The organism is Rhizobium sp. SEMIA4064 (genome assembly GCF_003025035.1).
Classification (GTDB): Bacteria; Pseudomonadota; Alphaproteobacteria; order Rhizobiales; family Rhizobiaceae; genus Rhizobium; species Rhizobium paranaense.
Genome location: NZ_PYJN01000013.1, coordinates 608,750 through 626,236, shown reverse-complemented (window position 1 = coordinate 626,236; position 17,487 = coordinate 608,750). Strand labels below are relative to the sequence as shown.

At 59.3% G+C, this 17,487-nt stretch carries 15 protein-coding genes; 11 read left to right on the top strand and 4 right to left on the bottom strand.

The genetic code is table 11. The features are described from left to right. The first annotated feature begins 349 nt into the window (after positions 1 to 349). From C9E91_RS09565 to C9E91_RS09550, 4 genes are all read left to right on the top strand, one after another. Positions 350 to 1,507, top strand: coding sequence for a septal ring lytic transglycosylase RlpA family protein (locus tag C9E91_RS09565; RefSeq protein WP_107108028.1), 1,158 nt, complete (start codon positions 350 to 352; stop codon positions 1,505 to 1,507). 70 nt (positions 1,508 to 1,577) lie between these two features. After that, the gene (locus C9E91_RS09560; RefSeq protein ID WP_107108027.1) at positions 1,578 to 2,792 is read left to right on the top strand and encodes a D-alanyl-D-alanine carboxypeptidase family protein; all 1,215 of its coding nucleotides are present in this window, start codon (positions 1,578 to 1,580) and stop codon (positions 2,790 to 2,792) included. Between the two features lie 153 nt (positions 2,793 to 2,945). Further along, positions 2,946 to 3,629, top strand: a complete 684-nt coding sequence (gene tmk, locus C9E91_RS09555; protein ID WP_107108026.1) for a dTMP kinase — start codon at positions 2,946 to 2,948, stop codon at positions 3,627 to 3,629. Then, complete coding sequence (locus C9E91_RS09550; protein WP_107108025.1) at positions 3,626 to 4,663, top strand: DNA polymerase III subunit delta'; 1,038 nt, start codon at positions 3,626 to 3,628, stop codon at positions 4,661 to 4,663. The genes tmk and C9E91_RS09550 overlap by 4 nt, the downstream gene beginning before the upstream one ends. On the opposite strand, the gene C9E91_RS09545 is transcribed toward C9E91_RS09550, so the two are convergent. Then, the gene (locus C9E91_RS09545; RefSeq protein WP_414124012.1) at positions 4,660 to 5,403 is read right to left on the bottom strand and encodes a sulfite exporter TauE/SafE family protein; all 744 of its coding nucleotides are present in this window, start codon (positions 5,401 to 5,403) and stop codon (positions 4,660 to 4,662) included. The genes C9E91_RS09550 and C9E91_RS09545 overlap by 4 nt on opposite strands. Positions 5,404 to 5,709: 306 nt before the next feature. Between C9E91_RS09545 and metG the strand changes: the two genes are divergently transcribed. The 4 genes from metG to C9E91_RS09525 are packed head-to-tail and all read left to right on the top strand — an operon-like array spanning position 5,710 to position 9,374. Next, positions 5,710 to 7,263 carry a methionine--tRNA ligase gene (gene metG / locus C9E91_RS09540; RefSeq protein WP_107108024.1) on the top strand — a complete coding sequence of 518 codons (1,554 nt, stop codon included), beginning with the start codon at positions 5,710 to 5,712 and terminating at the stop codon, positions 7,261 to 7,263. An 8-nt stretch (positions 7,264 to 7,271) separates the two neighbouring features. Further along, complete coding sequence (locus C9E91_RS09535) at positions 7,272 to 8,054, top strand: TatD family hydrolase (protein ID WP_107108023.1); 783 nt, start codon at positions 7,272 to 7,274, stop codon at positions 8,052 to 8,054. 4 nt (positions 8,055 to 8,058) lie between these two features. Next, complete coding sequence (locus tag C9E91_RS09530; protein ID WP_107108022.1) at positions 8,059 to 8,886, top strand: MBL fold metallo-hydrolase; 828 nt, start codon at positions 8,059 to 8,061, stop codon at positions 8,884 to 8,886. Beyond that, the gene (locus tag C9E91_RS09525; RefSeq protein ID WP_107108021.1) at positions 8,883 to 9,374 is read left to right on the top strand and encodes a YbaK/EbsC family protein; all 492 of its coding nucleotides are present in this window, start codon (positions 8,883 to 8,885) and stop codon (positions 9,372 to 9,374) included. Before C9E91_RS09530 ends, C9E91_RS09525 begins: the two co-directional genes overlap by 4 nt. A gap of 248 nt (positions 9,375 to 9,622) precedes the next feature. Here the strand turns inward: C9E91_RS09525 and C9E91_RS09520 are convergent, their stop codons facing one another. The 3 genes from C9E91_RS09520 to C9E91_RS09510 form a co-directional block, all read right to left on the bottom strand. After that, the gene (locus C9E91_RS09520) at positions 9,623 to 10,363 is read right to left on the bottom strand and encodes a class I SAM-dependent methyltransferase (protein ID WP_107108020.1); all 741 of its coding nucleotides are present in this window, start codon (positions 10,361 to 10,363) and stop codon (positions 9,623 to 9,625) included. A 347-nt stretch (positions 10,364 to 10,710) separates the two neighbouring features. Then, positions 10,711 to 11,787, bottom strand: a complete 1,077-nt coding sequence (locus C9E91_RS09515) for a D-alanine--D-alanine ligase family protein (protein ID WP_107108019.1) — start codon at positions 11,785 to 11,787, stop codon at positions 10,711 to 10,713. A gap of 250 nt (positions 11,788 to 12,037) precedes the next feature. Next, the gene (locus C9E91_RS09510) at positions 12,038 to 12,697 is read right to left on the bottom strand and encodes a dihydrofolate reductase family protein (protein WP_107108018.1); all 660 of its coding nucleotides are present in this window, start codon (positions 12,695 to 12,697) and stop codon (positions 12,038 to 12,040) included. A 321-nt stretch (positions 12,698 to 13,018) separates the two neighbouring features. Here C9E91_RS09510 and C9E91_RS09505 point away from each other — a divergent pair, with 321 nt between their 5' ends. The 3 genes from C9E91_RS09505 to C9E91_RS09495 are packed head-to-tail and all read left to right on the top strand — an operon-like array spanning position 13,019 to position 17,423. Beyond that, a complete protein-coding gene (locus C9E91_RS09505) occupies positions 13,019 to 14,908 on the top strand; it encodes an ABC transporter ATP-binding protein (protein ID WP_107108017.1) in 1,890 nt (629 codons plus the stop codon). Positions 14,909 to 14,910: 2 nt separating this feature from the next. After that, positions 14,911 to 16,812, top strand: a complete 1,902-nt coding sequence (locus C9E91_RS09500) for an ABC transporter ATP-binding protein (RefSeq protein ID WP_107108016.1) — start codon at positions 14,911 to 14,913, stop codon at positions 16,810 to 16,812. A 38-nt stretch (positions 16,813 to 16,850) separates the two neighbouring features. Further along, complete coding sequence (locus C9E91_RS09495; protein ID WP_107108015.1) at positions 16,851 to 17,423, top strand: hypothetical protein; 573 nt, start codon at positions 16,851 to 16,853, stop codon at positions 17,421 to 17,423. The last annotated feature ends 64 nt before the right edge of the window (positions 17,424 to 17,487 follow it).

The window sequence follows — 17,487 nt, the reverse complement described above, 5'->3', positions numbered from 1 at the left end:
GCGATATCTATCACGACAAAATACTGATGCGTCTTGAGACAGGCGCCTGAAAGAACTGCCCCCAAATATGCCGAGTGCAATAGCAATCCGATCGCGTCTGTCGCGATCCGGGGAAGCCATCAGTGGACTGGAAATACACTCAGCGCCACTACTTCAGCTTAGCCAATTTTAGTCATTCATTAACCATAATCTTCAGAAATATCCGTTTCCGCTTAAATCCGATCGCAAATTCGACAACATGCAATCATGATTAAAGTACCGTTAGGTGATTGAGGCGTAGCAGGAAACCGGTTGAGGGATATGCCGGTGCATGCCTTGCCATAGTAATTTGATTAACGGCGTGGGACAGATGAAATTCGAGAATCGTGCGGTGACATACGCAACGGGTATGCGTTGGTTTGCTCTCTCTCTGATGTGCGCCACCGTTTCCGCCTGCGGAACCTCCCAGCAGGTTGCGACGAAGCGTCAGCACGGCAAAGAATATTTCTCTGAAAAAGAATACGGCGTTAAGGCGAGCCCGCGGGTTGCCTTCAACGGACCGATCCCGAAGGGCGGCGGCCGGTTCATGGTCGGCAATCCCTACCAGGTCAAGGGCCAGTGGTATTATCCCAAGGAAGACTATGCCTATAACAAGGTCGGTATCGCTTCCTGGTATGGCTCGGCCTTTCACGGACGCCTGACCGCAAACGGCGAGGTCTACGACCAGCAGGCGCTCACCGCCGCGCATCCGACCTTTCCGCTGCCGAGCTATGCGCGCGTCACCAACGTCGAAACCGGTTCCTCCATCATCGTGCGTGTGAACGATCGCGGGCCTTATCATCCTGGCCGCATCATCGATCTTTCCAATAAGACGGCGCAGATGCTCGACCTTCAACACAGCGGCACCGGCGACGTGCGCGTGCAATATGTCGGCCGCGCCCGCATGGACGGCCATGACGACCCCTATCTGATGGCCTCCTACATTCCGAAGGGCTCGCGCCTGCCGAGCATCAATCCCGGCGGCCAGATCGCAACGGGCGTGATGGTCGCTTCGAATGGCGGCATTACCGCCGATCAACTGCCTGATTCCGATAGTGTCCGCCGACCGAACCGCCAGCAGCGCAGCTTCAACACCGCGCCATCGCTCGCGCCGATCCTGCGGCAGTCGCCTTATTCCGCGACCGCCTTTGCCGGCTCGACGCCGACCTCCTACAACGGTAACAAGCGCAACAATCCGCCGCCGATGACCTGGAACGGCGGCGCCATGCCGTCGGTTGATCCCGTCGAGCCGACGATGGTCGTTCTGCCGCAGATCGGCCCCGTTCCCTATGAGCGTCCGGATTTCGCACCGGGCATGGCGAGCCTCGATGCGCCGTCGTCACTCGCTGCCTATCAGGACGCACCGGTCAAGACAGTCTATGTCGATCTCGCTTTCGATGCTGTCATGGTGCGCAATGACGGGCTGACGCAGGAATCGATCCTCTCCGCCTATCACCGTCAGCATCAAGCTCAAACGCAAGTCGAATGATCGGCGTCATTGCCTGAATCTTCACCCCTGGCTAATATGATTTTGGGGTCGATCGGATTGGGGAGCCGGCATGCTAAGACGCCTCTTTTTCGCGTTTTCCTTCTTCCTTATCGGAATTGAGTGCCTGCCAGCCGTCGCGCAACAGGCACCGGCGCCCGCTTTCGACACCAAGGCCGCACAGGCCTTCATGATCGAAGCCTCCACCGGCACGATCCTGCTCGCCAAGGATGAGAATCAACCGATTTCCCCGGCCTCGCTTGCCAAGCTGATGACCCTCGATGTTATCTTCGATGCTGTCGGGCGAGGGGAGATTTCGCTCGATACGGAATATCCCGTTTCCGAAAATGCCTGGCGCAAGGGTGGCGCACCGTCGCGCGCATCGACCATGTTCGCAGCGCTGAAATCGCGCGTGCGTGTCGGCGACCTGATCCAGGGTGTCGCCGTGCAGCAGGCCAATGACGGCTGCATGATCCTTGCCGAAGGCATTTCCGTGAATGAAACGGAATTCGCCCGGCGCATGACGGCGCATGCGCGCGAGATCGGCATGCCGAAAGCGGTCTTCACCAATTCCACCGGTCTTCCGGATCCTGACGATCCCAATGGCGGCAGCAAGGTCTCCGTACACGAACTGGTGACGCTGGCGCAGGACCTGCAGCAGAAACACGCCGATCTCTACAAATACCTCGGCCAGGCGGATTTTACCTGGAACAGGATCTACCAGCGCAACCGCAATCCGCTGCTCTTGCTGAATATCGGCGTCGACGGCCTCGGCACCGGCTTTACGGAGGGCGAGGGCTATTCGATCGTCGCTTCCATCCAGCGCGACGGCCGGCGGCTGTTCCTGGCGCTTGGCGGCCTGAAATCGGACAAGGAACGCACCGAGGAAACCCGCCGCGTGCTGGAATGGGGCCTCAGCAACTTCAAGAGCCAGCGCATCTTTGCCGATGGCGAGGTGATCGGCGATGCCAGCGTCTATGGTGGCGCGCAGTCGACGGTCGGCCTGCTCGCCAAGGTCCCGGTCGATGTCTATGTGCCGCTCAACAATCCCGACCGCCTGTCGGCCCGCATCGTCTATCGCTGGCCGCTGACGGCGCCCGTCGCAGCCGGCTACGAAGCGGGCACGCTTCGCGTCTTTTCCGGCGCGCGGCTGTTGCGCGAATTGCCGCTCTATACAAAAGATGCAGTCGCCCAGGGGACGCTCAGCAGCCGCGCCTTCGATGCCTTCATGGAGCTGACGGAATCGCTGCTGTTCTCCTGGCTTTGGGACACGCCGACGCCGACTTGATTGTTTCCCGTCCTGTGAAATCCCTTGTTTACAGCCTATATAGAATGTCAGGCTCGGATAGTTTGCGTGGTTTCGCCGGCGAACATCTTGGGTTAAACAGGGCACAGGTCACGCTACGGCAAAAATGCGGAAAACAAGTGCAGGACATGATCATTGGCTGATGCAACCGGATTGTTCGTGAGCTTTGAAGGCGGGGAAGGGGCAGGCAAATCGACCCAGATTCGCCGCCTGGCGGAACGGTTGCGCGGGCTCGGTCATGACGTGCTGGTGACGCGGGAACCGGGCGGCTCGCCGGGTGCGGAGGCGGTGCGGCATGTCCTGCTTTCGGGTGCAGCGGAAATGTTCGGCACGCGCATGGAGGCGATCCTGTTTGCCGCCGCGCGCAACGATCACGTCGAAGAGGTCATCCGCCCTGCGCTCGCGCGCGGTACGATCGTACTTTGCGATCGCTTCATGGATTCCTCGCGCGTCTATCAAGGCGTTACCGGCAATCTCGAACCTGATTTCATCGAGGCTCTGCAACGCGTCGCGGTCAACGGCGTGGTGCCGGACTGCACGCTGATCCTTGATATTCCCGCCAAGATCGGCCTGGAGCGTGCCCGCAAGCGTGCTTCGGCAAGCGCTGCACCGGATCGTTTCGAGAAAGAGGAAATGCAGACGCATGAGAAGCGCCGCGAGGCCTTTCTCGACATAGCAGCGCGCGACCCCGGCCGCTGTCACGTCATCGATGCGCAGCGCTCCGAAAATGACATTGCCGATGAAATTGCCAGCATCGTCGAAGAGCGGCTGACATCAGCAGACGGTATGCCAGCCGTCAGACCGGAAGTGGCGCAATGAGCGAAGAGCGGCCAGGCGTTCTCGACGGTGCGATTGCGCCGCAGGATAACACGCGTCTCTTCGGCCATGAGGAGGCCGAAGCCTTCCTGGCGCAATCCTATCGCTCGGGCAAGGGTCACCATGCCGTTCTGATCGAGGGATCGGAAGGCATCGGCAAGGCAACGCTCGCCTTTCGCTTTGCCAATCATGTCCTGTCTTACCCCGATCCTGCCACGGCGCCCGAGACGATCGGCGACCCAGACCCGGCTTCCGCTATCAGCCGGCAGATTTCCGGCGGAGCCTCGCACAACCTGCTGCATCTTGCCCGTCCGGTCGACGACAAGACCGGCAAGGTAAAGTCCGCGATCACCGTTGATGAGGTGCGCCGTGCCGGCAAGTTCTTTTCACAGACCTCCGGCACCGGCAATTGGCGCATCGTCATCATCGATCCGGCCGACGATCTCAATCGCAGCGCTGCCAATGCCATCTTGAAGATCCTCGAGGAGCCGCCGAAGCGGGCGCTGTTCCTGGTACTGTCGCATGCGCCGGGCAAGCTGCTGCCGACCATCCGCTCGCGCTGCCTACCGCTAAAACTGGCGCCGCTGAGCGACGATGCTTTGGGGAAGGCGCTGGCACATCTCGGTATTGGCTTGTCACCGGGGCAGGGCGCGGATTTGCTTGCTGCGGCCAAGGGGAGCGTCAGCGAAGCCCTGAAATTGCTGAACTATGGCGGCGGCGAGATCGTCGCGGCCTATGAGCAGGTCATCTCGACGGATGGTCCTGCGGCACGCCGGGCAATGCATCGCCTCGCCGACGCCCTTTCGGCGAAGGAAAGCGACACGATCTTCGGCTTCTTCGTGTCCCATATCGGCGACGACATCATGGCCCGGGCGAGGGCGGCTGCTCTGGAGGGACACCTCACCGTGGCCGAAAGACTTGCCCGGCTCTATGCCGATGTCACCGAGCGGCTTACCGTATCACAGGCTTATAACCTCGACCGCAAGCAAACGATCATCACTATTCTCGGCGATCTGAAGCAGCAGCTTTCCGCTTAAGGAAAGAGTAGTTTCCAGGCAACGATCATCAAGGTGACGGCTAGAACCATCCGGATCAGCCGCTCGTGCAGGCGCGGCGCCAGCAGGCTGCCTGCGACGATGCCGGGAATCGAGCCAAGCAGCAGTGCGAACAACATCGTCCAGTTGATCTCGCCGATGAACCAGTAGCCCATGCCGCCGATCAAGGTCAGCGGCACGGCGTGGACGATGTCCGAGCCGACGATCTCGCGCACATCGAGGTGCGGATAGAGCACCAGCAGCACGGTGACGCCGAGCGCGCCGGCGCCGACGGATGTCATGGTGACGAGCGTGCCGAGCATAAGACCAAGGACGAGCGTCAGCAGCGCGACGGTGCGGGGCGTCAGCGTCCCGCGCTCGCCCCGCCATTTCCGGATAGCGCTCAGCACCTGGCCGCGAAAGATCAGCATCAATGACGTCAGAAACAGGAGACAGCCCAGGGACACGGTGATCGCATGGGCAACCGCTGGGCTCTCGCGATTGACGCCAGCCATGATCCACAGCATCGCGAGCGCAGCGGGCACGCTTCCCGAGGCGAGCAAGCCCACTACTTTCCAGTTCACCCGCCCGTGAATGCCGTGAACCGCAGTGCCGGCGGTCTTGGTGATCGCGGCATAAAGAAGATCGGTTCCAACGGCAGTAGCCGGATGCACGCCGAACAACAGGACCAGCAACGGCGTCATCAACGACCCGCCGCCGACACCGGTGATGCCCACCAGCATGCCGACGAAGAAGCCGGAAAAAGAATAGAGGGGTTGGAACGACGCAGGAAAACTCAAAGCCACGGCCCTTTCAAGCCGTTGGACGGGCTGCTAAAAATGAAAATGGAATTCACGACGGCCCCTGTCCTGCTCTTTGGTTTTCTGAAGGGGTAAAGCCGAGGTGAGATCGAGTCAAGCGAGAGACGCCCACAAAGCAAGGAATGCTGCGTGCGCGAAACTTGATGTTTCGCTCCCGGCAAACATGCGCTAAAGCGAGCGAGAGCAAGAATAACAATGACGAAACCGTAAACCGGACCATTGCCTGATATGACCGAAAAGACCCCGTTCTACATCACCACCGCGATCGCTTACCCCAACGGCAAGCCGCATATCGGCCATGCCTACGAGCTGATTGCCACCGACGCCATGGCGCGTTTCCAGCGGCTGGACGGGCGTGATGTGTTTTTCCTGACCGGCACGGACGAACACGGCCAGAAGATGCAGCAGACGGCGCGCGCCGAAGGCCTGACGCCGCAGCAGCTAGCCGATCGCAATTCCGATGAATTCCAGGCGATGGGCAAGCTGCTGAACGCGTCCAACGACGACTTCATCCGCACCACACAGGCCCGCCACCACGAGACCTCGCAGAACATCTGGAACCTGATGGCCGACGCCGGCGACATCTACAAGGATTCCTATGCGGGCTGGTATTCGGTGCGGGACGAAGCCTATTACCAGGAAAACGAAACCGAGCTGCGCGCCGACGGCGTGCGCTATGGGCCTCAAGGCACGCCGGTCGAATGGGTGCAGGAGGAAAGCTATTTCTTCAAGCTCTCGGAATACCAGGACCGCTTGCTGAAGCACTACGAGGAGAACCCGGATTTCATCGGGCCGGCCGAACGCCGCAATGAGGTGATCTCTTTCGTCAAATCAGGCCTCAAAGACCTGTCGATCTCGCGTACGACGTTCGACTGGGGCATCAAGGTCCCGAACGACCCGGCTCACGTCATGTATGTCTGGGTCGATGCGCTGACGAACTACATCACGGCGACCGGCTATATCGAGGACCGGAACAATCCGCGGGCGAAATACTGGCCGGCCGATGTTCACATCATCGGCAAGGACATCATCAGATTCCACGCCGTCTACTGGCCGGCTTTCCTGATGTCAGCGAAGCTGCCGCTACCGAAGCGCGTCTATGCCCATGGCTTCCTGCTCAACAAGGGCGAGAAGATGTCGAAGTCGCTCGGCAATGTCGTCGATCCGGTCAATCTGGTGAACCATTTCGGCCTCGACCAGGTGCGCTATTTCTTCCTGCGCGAAGTTTCCTTCGGCCAGGACGGCAGCTACAGCGAAGAGGCGATCGGCACGCGCATCAACTCCGATCTCGCCAACGGTATCGGCAATCTCGCCAGCCGCTCGCTGTCGATGATCGTCAAGAATTGCGACGGCAAGATCCCGGAATGCGGAGAGCTGACCGACGAGGACAAGGCATTGCTGGCGCAGGCCGATGCACTGCTGGCGTCGACCCGCGAAGACATGGGCAAGCAGCTCATCCATCGCGCTCTGGCTTCGATCATCGCCGTCGTCTCCGAAAGCGACCGCTATTTCGCTGGCCAGGAGCCGTGGGCGCTGAAGAAGACCGATCCGGCCCGCATGGCGACCGTGCTCTACGTCACCGCCGATGTCGTGCGCCAGATCGGCATTCTCCTGCAGTCCTTCATGCCAGAGTCTTCGGCCAAGCTGCTGGATCTGATCGCCATTCCTGCCGATAAGCGCGATTTCGCCGCACTCGGCGAGGCCGGACGTCTTGTTGCCGGAACGCCGCTAGAAGCCCCGAAACCGGTCTTCCCGCGCTACGTCGCGCCGACTGCCGAATAAGGTTTTCCATGCTGATCGATACGCATTGCCATCTGGATTTTGCCGACTTCGAGGAGGAACGCGACGCGATCGTTGCGCGCGCCCATGAGGTTGGCGTCAAGCAGATGGTCACCATCTCGACCAAGGTCAGGAAGCTCGATGGATTGCTGGCACTCACCGAGCGCTATCCGTCGGTTTTCTGCTCGGTCGGCACGCATCCGAACAGCGCCGATCAGGAGCTGGATATCCAGACGGAAGATCTCGTGCGGCTGGCCAAGCAGCACGAGAAGATCATCGCGATTGGCGAGGCGGGGCTGGACTATTTCTACGACACCGTGAAACCGGAAGATCAGAAGACCGGCTTCCTGCGTCACATCGCGGCTGCGCGCGAAACGCAATTGCCGCTGGTCATTCACAGCCGCAGCGCCGACGAGGACATGGCCGCGATCCTGACCGACGAAACAGGGAAGGGGGCCTTCCCCTTCATCCTGCATTGTTTCTCCTCCGGCCCGGCCCTCGCCCGCACCGGCGTCGAGCTTGGCGGCTATATTTCCTTCTCCGGCATTCTCACCTTCCCGAAATCCGAGGAGTTGCGCGAGATCGCCAAGACGATCCCGCATGACCGGCTGCTGGTCGAGACCGATGCGCCGTATCTCGCGCCCAAACGCTGGCGCGGCAAGCGCAATGAGCCGTCCTATGTCGTCAATACAGCCGAGGTGCTGGCGGATACGATCGGCGTCAGCATGGACGAGATCGCTGCGGTCACCACCGAGAATGCGTTCCGCTGCTTCTCCCGGATGACGAGGGTCTGACGGCGTGACCCATCGGCGGCGCTTCACCATATTGGGCTGCTCGTCGTCGCCGGGCGTGCCGCGCATCACCGGCGATTGGGGCGCTTGCGATCCGAAGAATCCGAAAAACCGGCGTACGCGTGCTGCTTTCATGATTGAGCAGATCGCGCCGGATGGCGGCGTTACCACTGTCGTCATCGATACCGGGCCGGATTTTCGCGAGCAGATGATCCGTGCCGGCGTCGGCTCCATCGACGCAGTGCTCTATACGCACGCCCACGCTGACCATATCCACGGCCTGGACGACCTGCGCGGCTTCTTCCACAATTCTCATGAGCGCATTCCGATCTATGCCGATCAGCCGACCATGGACCGCATCAGTGAGGGTTTTGGCTATTGCCTGGAGACGCCGCCAGGCAGCAACTATCCGCCGATCGTGCGGCCGATCATCATTGAAAGCCTGGACAAAAGCTTCACGGTCGAAGGGCCGGGCGGCCCGATCACCTTCTGGCCGCACAAGCAGCAGCACGGCGACATCCACTCGCTTGGCTTTCGCATCGGCAACCTTGCTTATTGTAGCGATATCAGTGACTTCCCGGCGGAATCTGTCGAGAGAGTTCAAAACCTCGACGTCCTGATCATCGATGCGCTTCAATACCGGCCACACCCGAGCCATCTCTCGCTGGAGCAATCGCTTGCCTGGATCGAACGGCTGCAGCCACGGCACGCGATCCTGACGCATATGCACACACCGCTCGACTATGCGACCGTGCTTGCTGAAACACCCGACAATGTCGAGCCGGCCTACGATCAAATGCGGATCGAACTCGATGTGGAGGATGATGATCTATGAGCGAGGACAGCAAGAAGCTTTCAAGCCTGGAGCGCGTCGAACTGGCAGCTCGCGATCTCGGCCTCGACATCGTCATCAAACGCATGGAGCAATCGACCCGCACGGCGGAAGAAGCTGCCAATGCGGCCGGCTGCGCTGTTGGCCAGATCGTCAAATCGCTGGTCTTCGTCAATGCAGAGACTCACGGCCTGACGCTGCTTCTTGTTTCCGGCGCCCACAATGCCGATACAGCATATATCGCGACCACTTACGGACTGCGCCTGAAGCGCGCTGACATCGACCGGGTTCGCGACGAAACCGGCTTCGCCATCGGCGGCGTCGGACCGATCGGCCATCGTGTGAAACTACCGGTTTTTATCGACGAAAGCCTGTTGAGCTACGACCAAGTGTGGTGCGCAGCAGGACGGCCGGACAGCATCTTTGCTTGCGATCCAAAAACCTTGGCGGAGAAGACTGGAGCCCAGATTATCCGCGTAAAGGCGGTTTGAGGCGAGCTTAGCTTGCCTCCTTCACATGGATTTTAGTTCCATAATCTATCTTATGTGACTTTCAGATGTGGCGGGGTACATTCTATTTCCAAGTGCGACATGCCAATGATTTCAATGGCTTCACTTTAGCGATTTTGGCATGTCTTGATGTTATTCGCAGCCAACCCTCGCCGATCGCCGGACGTTCGTAGATTGATTGAGCAGCTACGGTAACGGCAGGTCGGAACTTCAGTCGCTTGGCAGACCGCTTATGCTTCCAAGGCCATAACGACAATCCAGGCCTGCCATTTGGCGCCGGGGATTTTCAGCAGCGGCATGTCGATCTGCTTGCCGACCGCCCGGATCGCGGCGCCGAGCGGGCTTCTGCGAAACGGAATGGAGGCAAGCGTAGCAAGCGCAAAGAATTCCAAATCGCAATTCGAGAAATGTTTGCGCACGATCTCGAAGTCGGATTTCAACAATGGGTGTTCGTCGACGGTGCGCGCCGTGGGCGTCCAATTGCGATAGAGATTGATCACAGGGTTATGGCCGAGTGGCTCAAAGAAGAAGGCCTTGCCGCCCGGGCGCAGCACGCGTCGGACTTCGCCAAGCGCTTTTTCCAGGACGAGATGGTGCAGGATACCGCTACCGAAGACGACGTCGAAACCCGCTGATGGCAGATTCATGTTCTCCGCATTGTCGACCTGGAACGTCACGTTGCTGATTCCACGGCGAACCGCCGCATTCGTGGCCTGCTGAACAGCGACATCCGAAATGTCGATACCGGTGATCCGCTTGGCGAAACGAGCGAGACCGATGCTGCTCATACCGTTTGAGCATCCGTATTCCAGTACTTCTCTTCCCGGGCAAGCGGCCCTGGCCAGCCGCCAATAGGCGTCCATAGCGGGCTGGGCGGCGAAATAGAACGAGTCCTGCTTGCGTTCTTCAACAGCACCAAAGCGTTCATTGTGAAAGTCGCGCTCACGCGTCAAACGCGCATCATGGGTCATCCCGGTTTCCTCCCAGCTTGACCTAATGCGTCCAGGTATTTCCAAGGTCCTTAAGGGGCATCAGACCAGTTGCAGCCAACGGTAGATGGATCCTTGGTATTTGGAGGATAACACAACTAGAACCAGATATCCCAGCCCGTTGTGCATTCATTGTACGGCGTTGATCCTATCGGGGCGCCATAAGCGCAGTGAAATGAAGGGGTTCCACAGTCAATATAAGACCGCACATTTGTACGAGGGAACCCGATCCCCTACCCTCCAAGATAGGCATTTCGAGCCTTTTTTCGCCCATTGATTGTCAACCGCCGCAAGAAATTCAGAGGATTTGCGGCGGCACGGCGCCATGCTTATCGAGCGGCGCGTGCGAGCCCGTGCGCCACAAGCCGGTCGATGGTTTCAGCGTAGCTGACGCCGCTCGCTGCCATGGCTTTGGAATACATGCTGATATCGGTAAATCCAGGGATCGTGTTCAGCTCGTTGATGAGAAACTGCATGTCCGCGGTCAGGAAGAAATCAACGCGCGCCATGCCATCGCAGCCAACGGCCCGAAAAGCCCTGCCAGCCATCTCACGGATCCGGCGCTCGAGCTCCTCCGGCAGCTCGGCCGGCACTTTCAAAGCCGCACCTTTCTCGTCGATATACTTTGCGTCGTAGCTGTAGAAACCGTGGCTTTCCGCCGGCACGATTTCGCCGGGACGCGAAACGAAGAGATTGCCTGCCGTATCCTCGAGCACACTGCACTCGATCTCGCGGCCGCGGATGAACTCCTCCGCAAGCAGCTTGCGGTCATGCTTGAAGCCTTCAACCAGCGCCGCTTCATACTCGCCGGCCGTCGTAACCTTGCTGACGCCAACAGAGGACCCCTGCCGCGCCGGTTTGATGAAGACGGGTAGCCCGAGGCTGCGTTCCAGATCAGCGAAGGAGGGCCGGCTGTCTTCTAGAATGGTGACGGAATGCGCTGTCGCCAGCCCCACCTCCTTCAGGAGCCGCTTGGCGATGTCCTTGTCCAGAGCTGCGGCAGAGCCGAGAATGCCGCAGCCCACCAGCGGCACACGGGCGACTTCCGCAAGTCCCTGGGCCGAACCATCCTCGCCATGCGGTCCATGCAGGACAGGAAACAGGATATCGATCTTCGGCATTTCGTAGGCGCTGTCGGCGGCCGGAAGCGCAATCATTCGTCCGCGTCCACCGGGCACAAGGCAAACCTCCGTCCCGCTCTCCGGCGTCGATAGTTTGCCGTCTTCGAAGGAGCTCAAGAGCCACTTGCCCTCGCGGGTGACGAAGATAGGCACGGCATCATATTTGGCGGGCTGCAGAGCACGCATGACATTCGTCCCAGACAGCACCGAGACTGCGTGCTCGGCGGAGCGCCCGCCGAAAAGCAAGGCGATGCGCAGTTTCGAGGATGCTGCGGCGTCTGTCATAAATGTTCTCCGGAATGGTTCGGGTTGCGAGAGGCGAAAGACGACCGCAATGCCGTGGCTGGCGAAAATGCGGTGGAAGTGGCAGGCCGCATCGTCATCACCGATGTTTCCGGCTGAAGTACGGCAAAATCCGCCCCTTGCCGTCCGTCGCGTGCCGGATCAAACGCCATTCCAGTCGTTGCCGAATATTCCGGTCACCCCGCCATGCCCGACGGACGTAGGGCTGGCGGGATCCCGAGTCATTGGCCGGCTACTTCAAGCTTTCTCGGCGCCGAAGCTCGGCCTCGGACGGGTCCTTAAGGGCAAAGGAACCGGTCTTGATATCGCCGGCCGGCTGATAAGTTGCCATGATGACGCCGCTCGGAAAGGATTGGGAGCGGATGAGTTTCAGCGCGGCCGGAACCGTTCCTTCGCCGAAAAGCTTTTTGCCCTTGCCGAGCAGCAGAGGGAAGATCAGCACGGTGTATTCATCGATCAATCCGTGGCGAAGCAAGGTCTGAATGAGATCGCTGCTCCCCTGGATCAGAAGATCCGGCCCCTCGCCTTTCTTAAGCTCGGTCAGCGCTGCCGGAACGTCAGTGCCGAGTGATCGACTGTTATTCCAGTCAAGTGCGGTGTCGCCGCGGGTCGCAACATATTTTGTGACCTTGTTGAACAACACGGCGATGGGATCGTCTTCGCCGGCATAGGGCCAATGTGCGGCAAAAATGTCGTAGGTCTTGCGGCCAAGCAGCAGATCGAACGGCTTGTCGAATATCTGATCCAAGGCCGCACCTGTTGCTTCGTCGAAATAGTGGAACGTCCAGCCGCCGAACTGGAATCCGCCGCCGGTTGGATCTTCTTCCGGAGCGCCCGGCGCCTGCATGACGCCGTCGAGGCTGACGAATGTGGCTGCGATGATCCTGCGCATGATGTTCTCCTTGGATTTGGGTTTGTCGATCCGAGGACGTTTCTCCTCGGGTGAAACCGACAGGAGCTTGGAATTTTGTCTGAAACTCTTCGTCGGCAATCCCTGCCGCGCTAGCCCCATGTCCGAGCGCAAATTCGCGGCGCCGCGGCATAGCCGAACACCCTCATCACCGAACACGCAATCTAACGCCCAGGTGGCACTTGTGACCAATTGACTCTTGAATGACGGGCTGGAATCGGCGACATTCGTCCTACCAATGTTCCCTTTGCGATCCGAACCCGATTTCGGGCCCGCCTCGTTCAAAAATGCCTGGATAAGAGCGTGAGCAGCGATTCATCAAGAAGCGCGGCGAAGCCATTGGCTTCGTTGGCGCATGTCAATGCGGCTGGTTGGGGTCGAGGTCTCTCCACCATCGTGCGGATCACGCATATGACGCTACGCCATCCCTGGCAAACCGGTCTGGCGATCGGCTCGACGTTCGTTGCGGCGACGCTTCAGCTCCTGATCCCACGCCTGCTCGGCCGTGCAGTAGACCAGACGCAAACGGTGATTGCCGGCGGCGCGGCCGGCCAGCTCGCGGAAAACGCGCTGGTGACCACCGCTTTGCTTCTGCTGGTCGTCAGCATCATGCGTGGCCTTTTCACGATGGTGCAGAACTATTACAGCGAATCTGTCGGGCACCATATGGGCTATGAGTTGCGGCTCGCTTGCTACGAAAAGATCCAGCAGCTCTCCTTCAGCTTCCACGACAAGGTGCATTCGGGCGATCTCATCACCGTCGGCCTTTTGGATCTCGAAGGCGTGCGCATGTATTTTTCGACGGCGCTGGTACGCATGATACTGCTCACCATGCTGATCGGCGTTGGCGCCTATATGCTGCTGTCGACGGATGTCCTGCTTGGGCTTCTGGCACTGAGCTTCGTGCCCTTCGTTGCCTGGCGCTCCTCCGTGACGCAGCTAAGATTGCGTGCGACCTGGCTCGACCTCCAGGAACGGCTTTCGGTGCTGACCCGCGTGATGGAAGAGAACCTTGGCGGCATTCGCGTCGTGCGCGCGTTCGCCGCACAGGCCCATGAACTGATGAAGTTCGACAGGGCGTCGCACAATGCGCTTACCCTCGCCCACAAACGCGTCGGCATCCGCGTCGCCAATACCAGCGCCATGAACTTTTCCTTTTTCGCAGCCATGGGCCTCATATTGTGGGTCGGCGGCAGCAAGGTGATTGCGGGCGAGATTAGCGTCGGTACCCTCGCCTCATTCCTGACCTTCATGACCATTCTGCAGATGCCGGTGCGCCAGCTCGGCCTGATGGTCAACGCATTTGCCCGCGCTTCGACCTGCGGGTCGCGGCTGTTCGCTCTGCTCGACCTCGACATCGCCATCAAGGATGCTCCGGACGCCAAGCCGCTTGTCGTCAAGGACGGCGTTCTGCGCTTCGAAAATGTCGGCTTCACCTATCCCGGCCCGGAAAAGCGCCCCGTCCTCAGGAATATCAGCTTCGAGGCGCGGCGCGGCGAGACGATCGGCATCGTCGGCCCACCCGGCAGCGGCAAATCCACCATTGCCCACCTGATTCCGCGCTTCTATGACGTCACATCCGGCCGCATCACTATCGATGGCCAGGACATCCGCAAGGCGACGCTGCAATCGCTGCGCCAGTCGGTTGCCGTCGTGCAGCAGGACTCCTTCCTGTTCACCACCAGCATCGAAAACAATATCGCCTATGGCGATCCCTGGGCGAAGGAACAGCGCATCGAGCGCGCCGCCGAATCCGCACAACTGCACAACTATATTCTCGGCCTGCCGGCCGGCTATACCACCGTCGTCGGCGAACGCGGCGTGTCGCTTTCCGGTGGCCAACGCCAGCGTTTGACGATCGCGCGTACGCTGATGCTGAAGCCGGCAGTGATGGTGTTCGACGATTCCACCGCGGCGATCGACGCGGCAACCGAGCAACGCATCCGCAGCGCCATGAAGCGTTTTGCCCGCGACCGGGTGACCCTCATTGTCGCCCATCGGCTGAGCTCGCTGATGCATGCCGACCAGATCCTGTTTATCGAAGACGGTGAGATTGTCGAGCGCGGAACCCATGAGCAGCTTTTGGCCGCCGGGGGACGGTACAAGGCGCTGTACGACCTGCAGGTTCGCCCGGACGACGACGACGCGAAAGTGTCTAGCGACAGGGTCGCCGAGGCGAAAAGGAAGGCCTGACAATGTCGGAAACCATGGAAACCGAGCGCAACGACGTGCGCGAGGACGGGCGGCGCCCTCCCCGCGCCGTGGTCGGCTCCCATCGCGTCGAGGAAGAGATTTTCGGCAAGGTCTTCGATGGCAAGATCATCCGCCGCATTTGGAGCTTCGTCGGCCCCTATCGCCGCCAGATCTACATCTCGGTCGGCGCCGTGCTTCTCTTCACCGGGTCGCAGATCATCATCCCGCTCGTTATCCGCTATGCGATCGACCATGGGATGGCGGCTGGCGCTGTCAATTATTCGGCACTTTGGCTGGCCTTGGCGATCTTCGCCGCAGCTATTCTCGTCAACTACGCTGCAAGCTACGTGCAGGAGACCTTTGTCGGCGAGGTAGCGGAAGAAGTGCTCTTCGATATCCGCCGGGCGATGTTCGCGCATATTCAGCGGATATCGCTCTCCTTCATGGACAAGACCGAGGTCGGGCGGCTGATGTCACGCCTGCAGGGCGACGTCAACTCCATGCAGGAATTCCTTGAAACATCAGTGCTTTCCGTCGGCGATATTGCCCTGCTCTTCGGCATCATCGTCGTCATGCTGTTGCTCGATTTCCGGCTTGGTCTGCTGACGCTGTCGGTCATGCCTATCCTCTTCGTTGTCCGTCTTTTCTGGCTGCCGAAGGCGCGTGTCGCTTTCATGAACGCGCACGAGACAAATTCCGTCACCAGCGGCGCATTGGCCGAGGCGATCCACGGCGTACGCGCCGTTCAAGGCATGCACCGGCAGAGCGTCAATTTCGGCCTCTTCGACGATAAGGCCTATACCAATCTCAAGGCGCATCTGACTGCGGCGAGATACGCACAGATCATGGTGCCGATCGTCGATACGCTGACGGGCATGGCCATGGCCATCGTCATCATCGTTGGCGGGTCGATGGTACTGAACCATCGGCTCGATGTCGGCGTCATGGTCGCCTTCCTGTTCTACATTCAGCGCTTCTTCGACCCTATCCGCTCGCTCACCATGCAATATTCCGTCATGCAGCGCGCCATGGCCTCCGGCCAGCGGCTGACGGATGTGCTTGACGTGCCGATCGACATCCAGGATGCGCCTGATGCCAAGGTGCTGTCGTCTGATATGGACGGCTCGGTCGAATTCCGCGATGTCGTCTTCGGCTATAATTCGAAGCATCCGGTGCTGAAGAATGTCAGCTTCAAGGTCAATCCCGGTGAGACCGTGGCGCTGATCGGGCCGACCGGCTCAGGCAAGTCAAGCTCCATGGCCCTGATCCATCGTTTCTACGACGTGCAGCAGGGACAGGTGCTCGTTGGCGGCCATGACGTGCGCTCCCTCACCCAGGATTCGCTTGGCCGACAGATCGCCATGGTGCTGCAAGAGCCATTCCTATTCACGGGCACCGTGCTGGAGAACATTCGCTACAACAAAGCCGAGGCGACGCGTGAGGAGATCATCGAGGCTGCAAAGGCAGTGGGCGCGCATGAGTTCATCATGCGGCTTGCCGACGGCTACGACACCGTTCTCGGCGAGCGTGGCGGTGGCCTGTCGCTCGGCCAGCGCCAGCTCGTCAGCTTTGCGCGCGCCCTCATCGCCGACGCGAAAATACTCGTGCTCGACGAAGCCACAGCGAATATCGACAGTTACACCGAAATGCTGATCCAGAAGGCGCTGGTGAAGCTGCTCGAGGGACGCACCGGCCTCGTCATTGCCCATCGCCTCGCCACCATCCGCGAGGCTGATCGGATCATCGTGCTGCAGAACGGCCAGTTGATCGAGAGCGGCAATCACAATCAGCTCATGGCCAACGGCAAGCTCTATTCGAAGCTCTATAATCTCAACTACGCCTCGTTCGACGATATTCCCGAAGAGGAAGTCGTGGCATCTGTGCCAGTGGAATCGCGTACCTAGCAATTCCTTTTAAAACCGAACACATGGAGATTTAAGAGTTGATCACATTTTTCAGACGCTATGCAAAAGCGTCGCTGTCGATACTGTGGAGAGTTTTTCAGATCGTACTCATTGGAGGAGTAATATTTAACGGCGCTCCAGATCAGATATTTCAACACTTCTTCGGACTTACGGAATTCGGCATAAAGCTCGAACCGGTCTTGCGAGCCACATATTTCGCACTGATCTTCCTCATGCTTGCCTTCTGGAGATCCCTTGCCAGAACAATATTGTTCGAGAAAAGCTCATTATTTGCGGATGAGGTGTGGCGCGAAATCTACTTGATGCTTTTTGCCTGGGCATTGGTGTTAGCAACGCTAGACGCATTCTTAGCTCTGTATGCGCCAACCGAGATTTGGCTCGGCATTGTCCGCTCAACACCGTTTCTCTTATTATTGATCTATATTTTTCTCATTTCCTTCAGATACCAAGGAAAACTCAAGCCCATTGCAGACGTTCACGCATCTCCGCAAGACGCGGAATTGGCAACATACGGTTCACCCATGGGCATTGGTGGCATTGCGCCTTCGGCAAAAAGCGGAGCCGACTTGCATGATTCAGGAGATGGCTGAGGAATGGAAAGTGGCGGACGCGGTTAGGTGGATTGCCAGAATAGAGCTTTTTTAGGTGCATTTC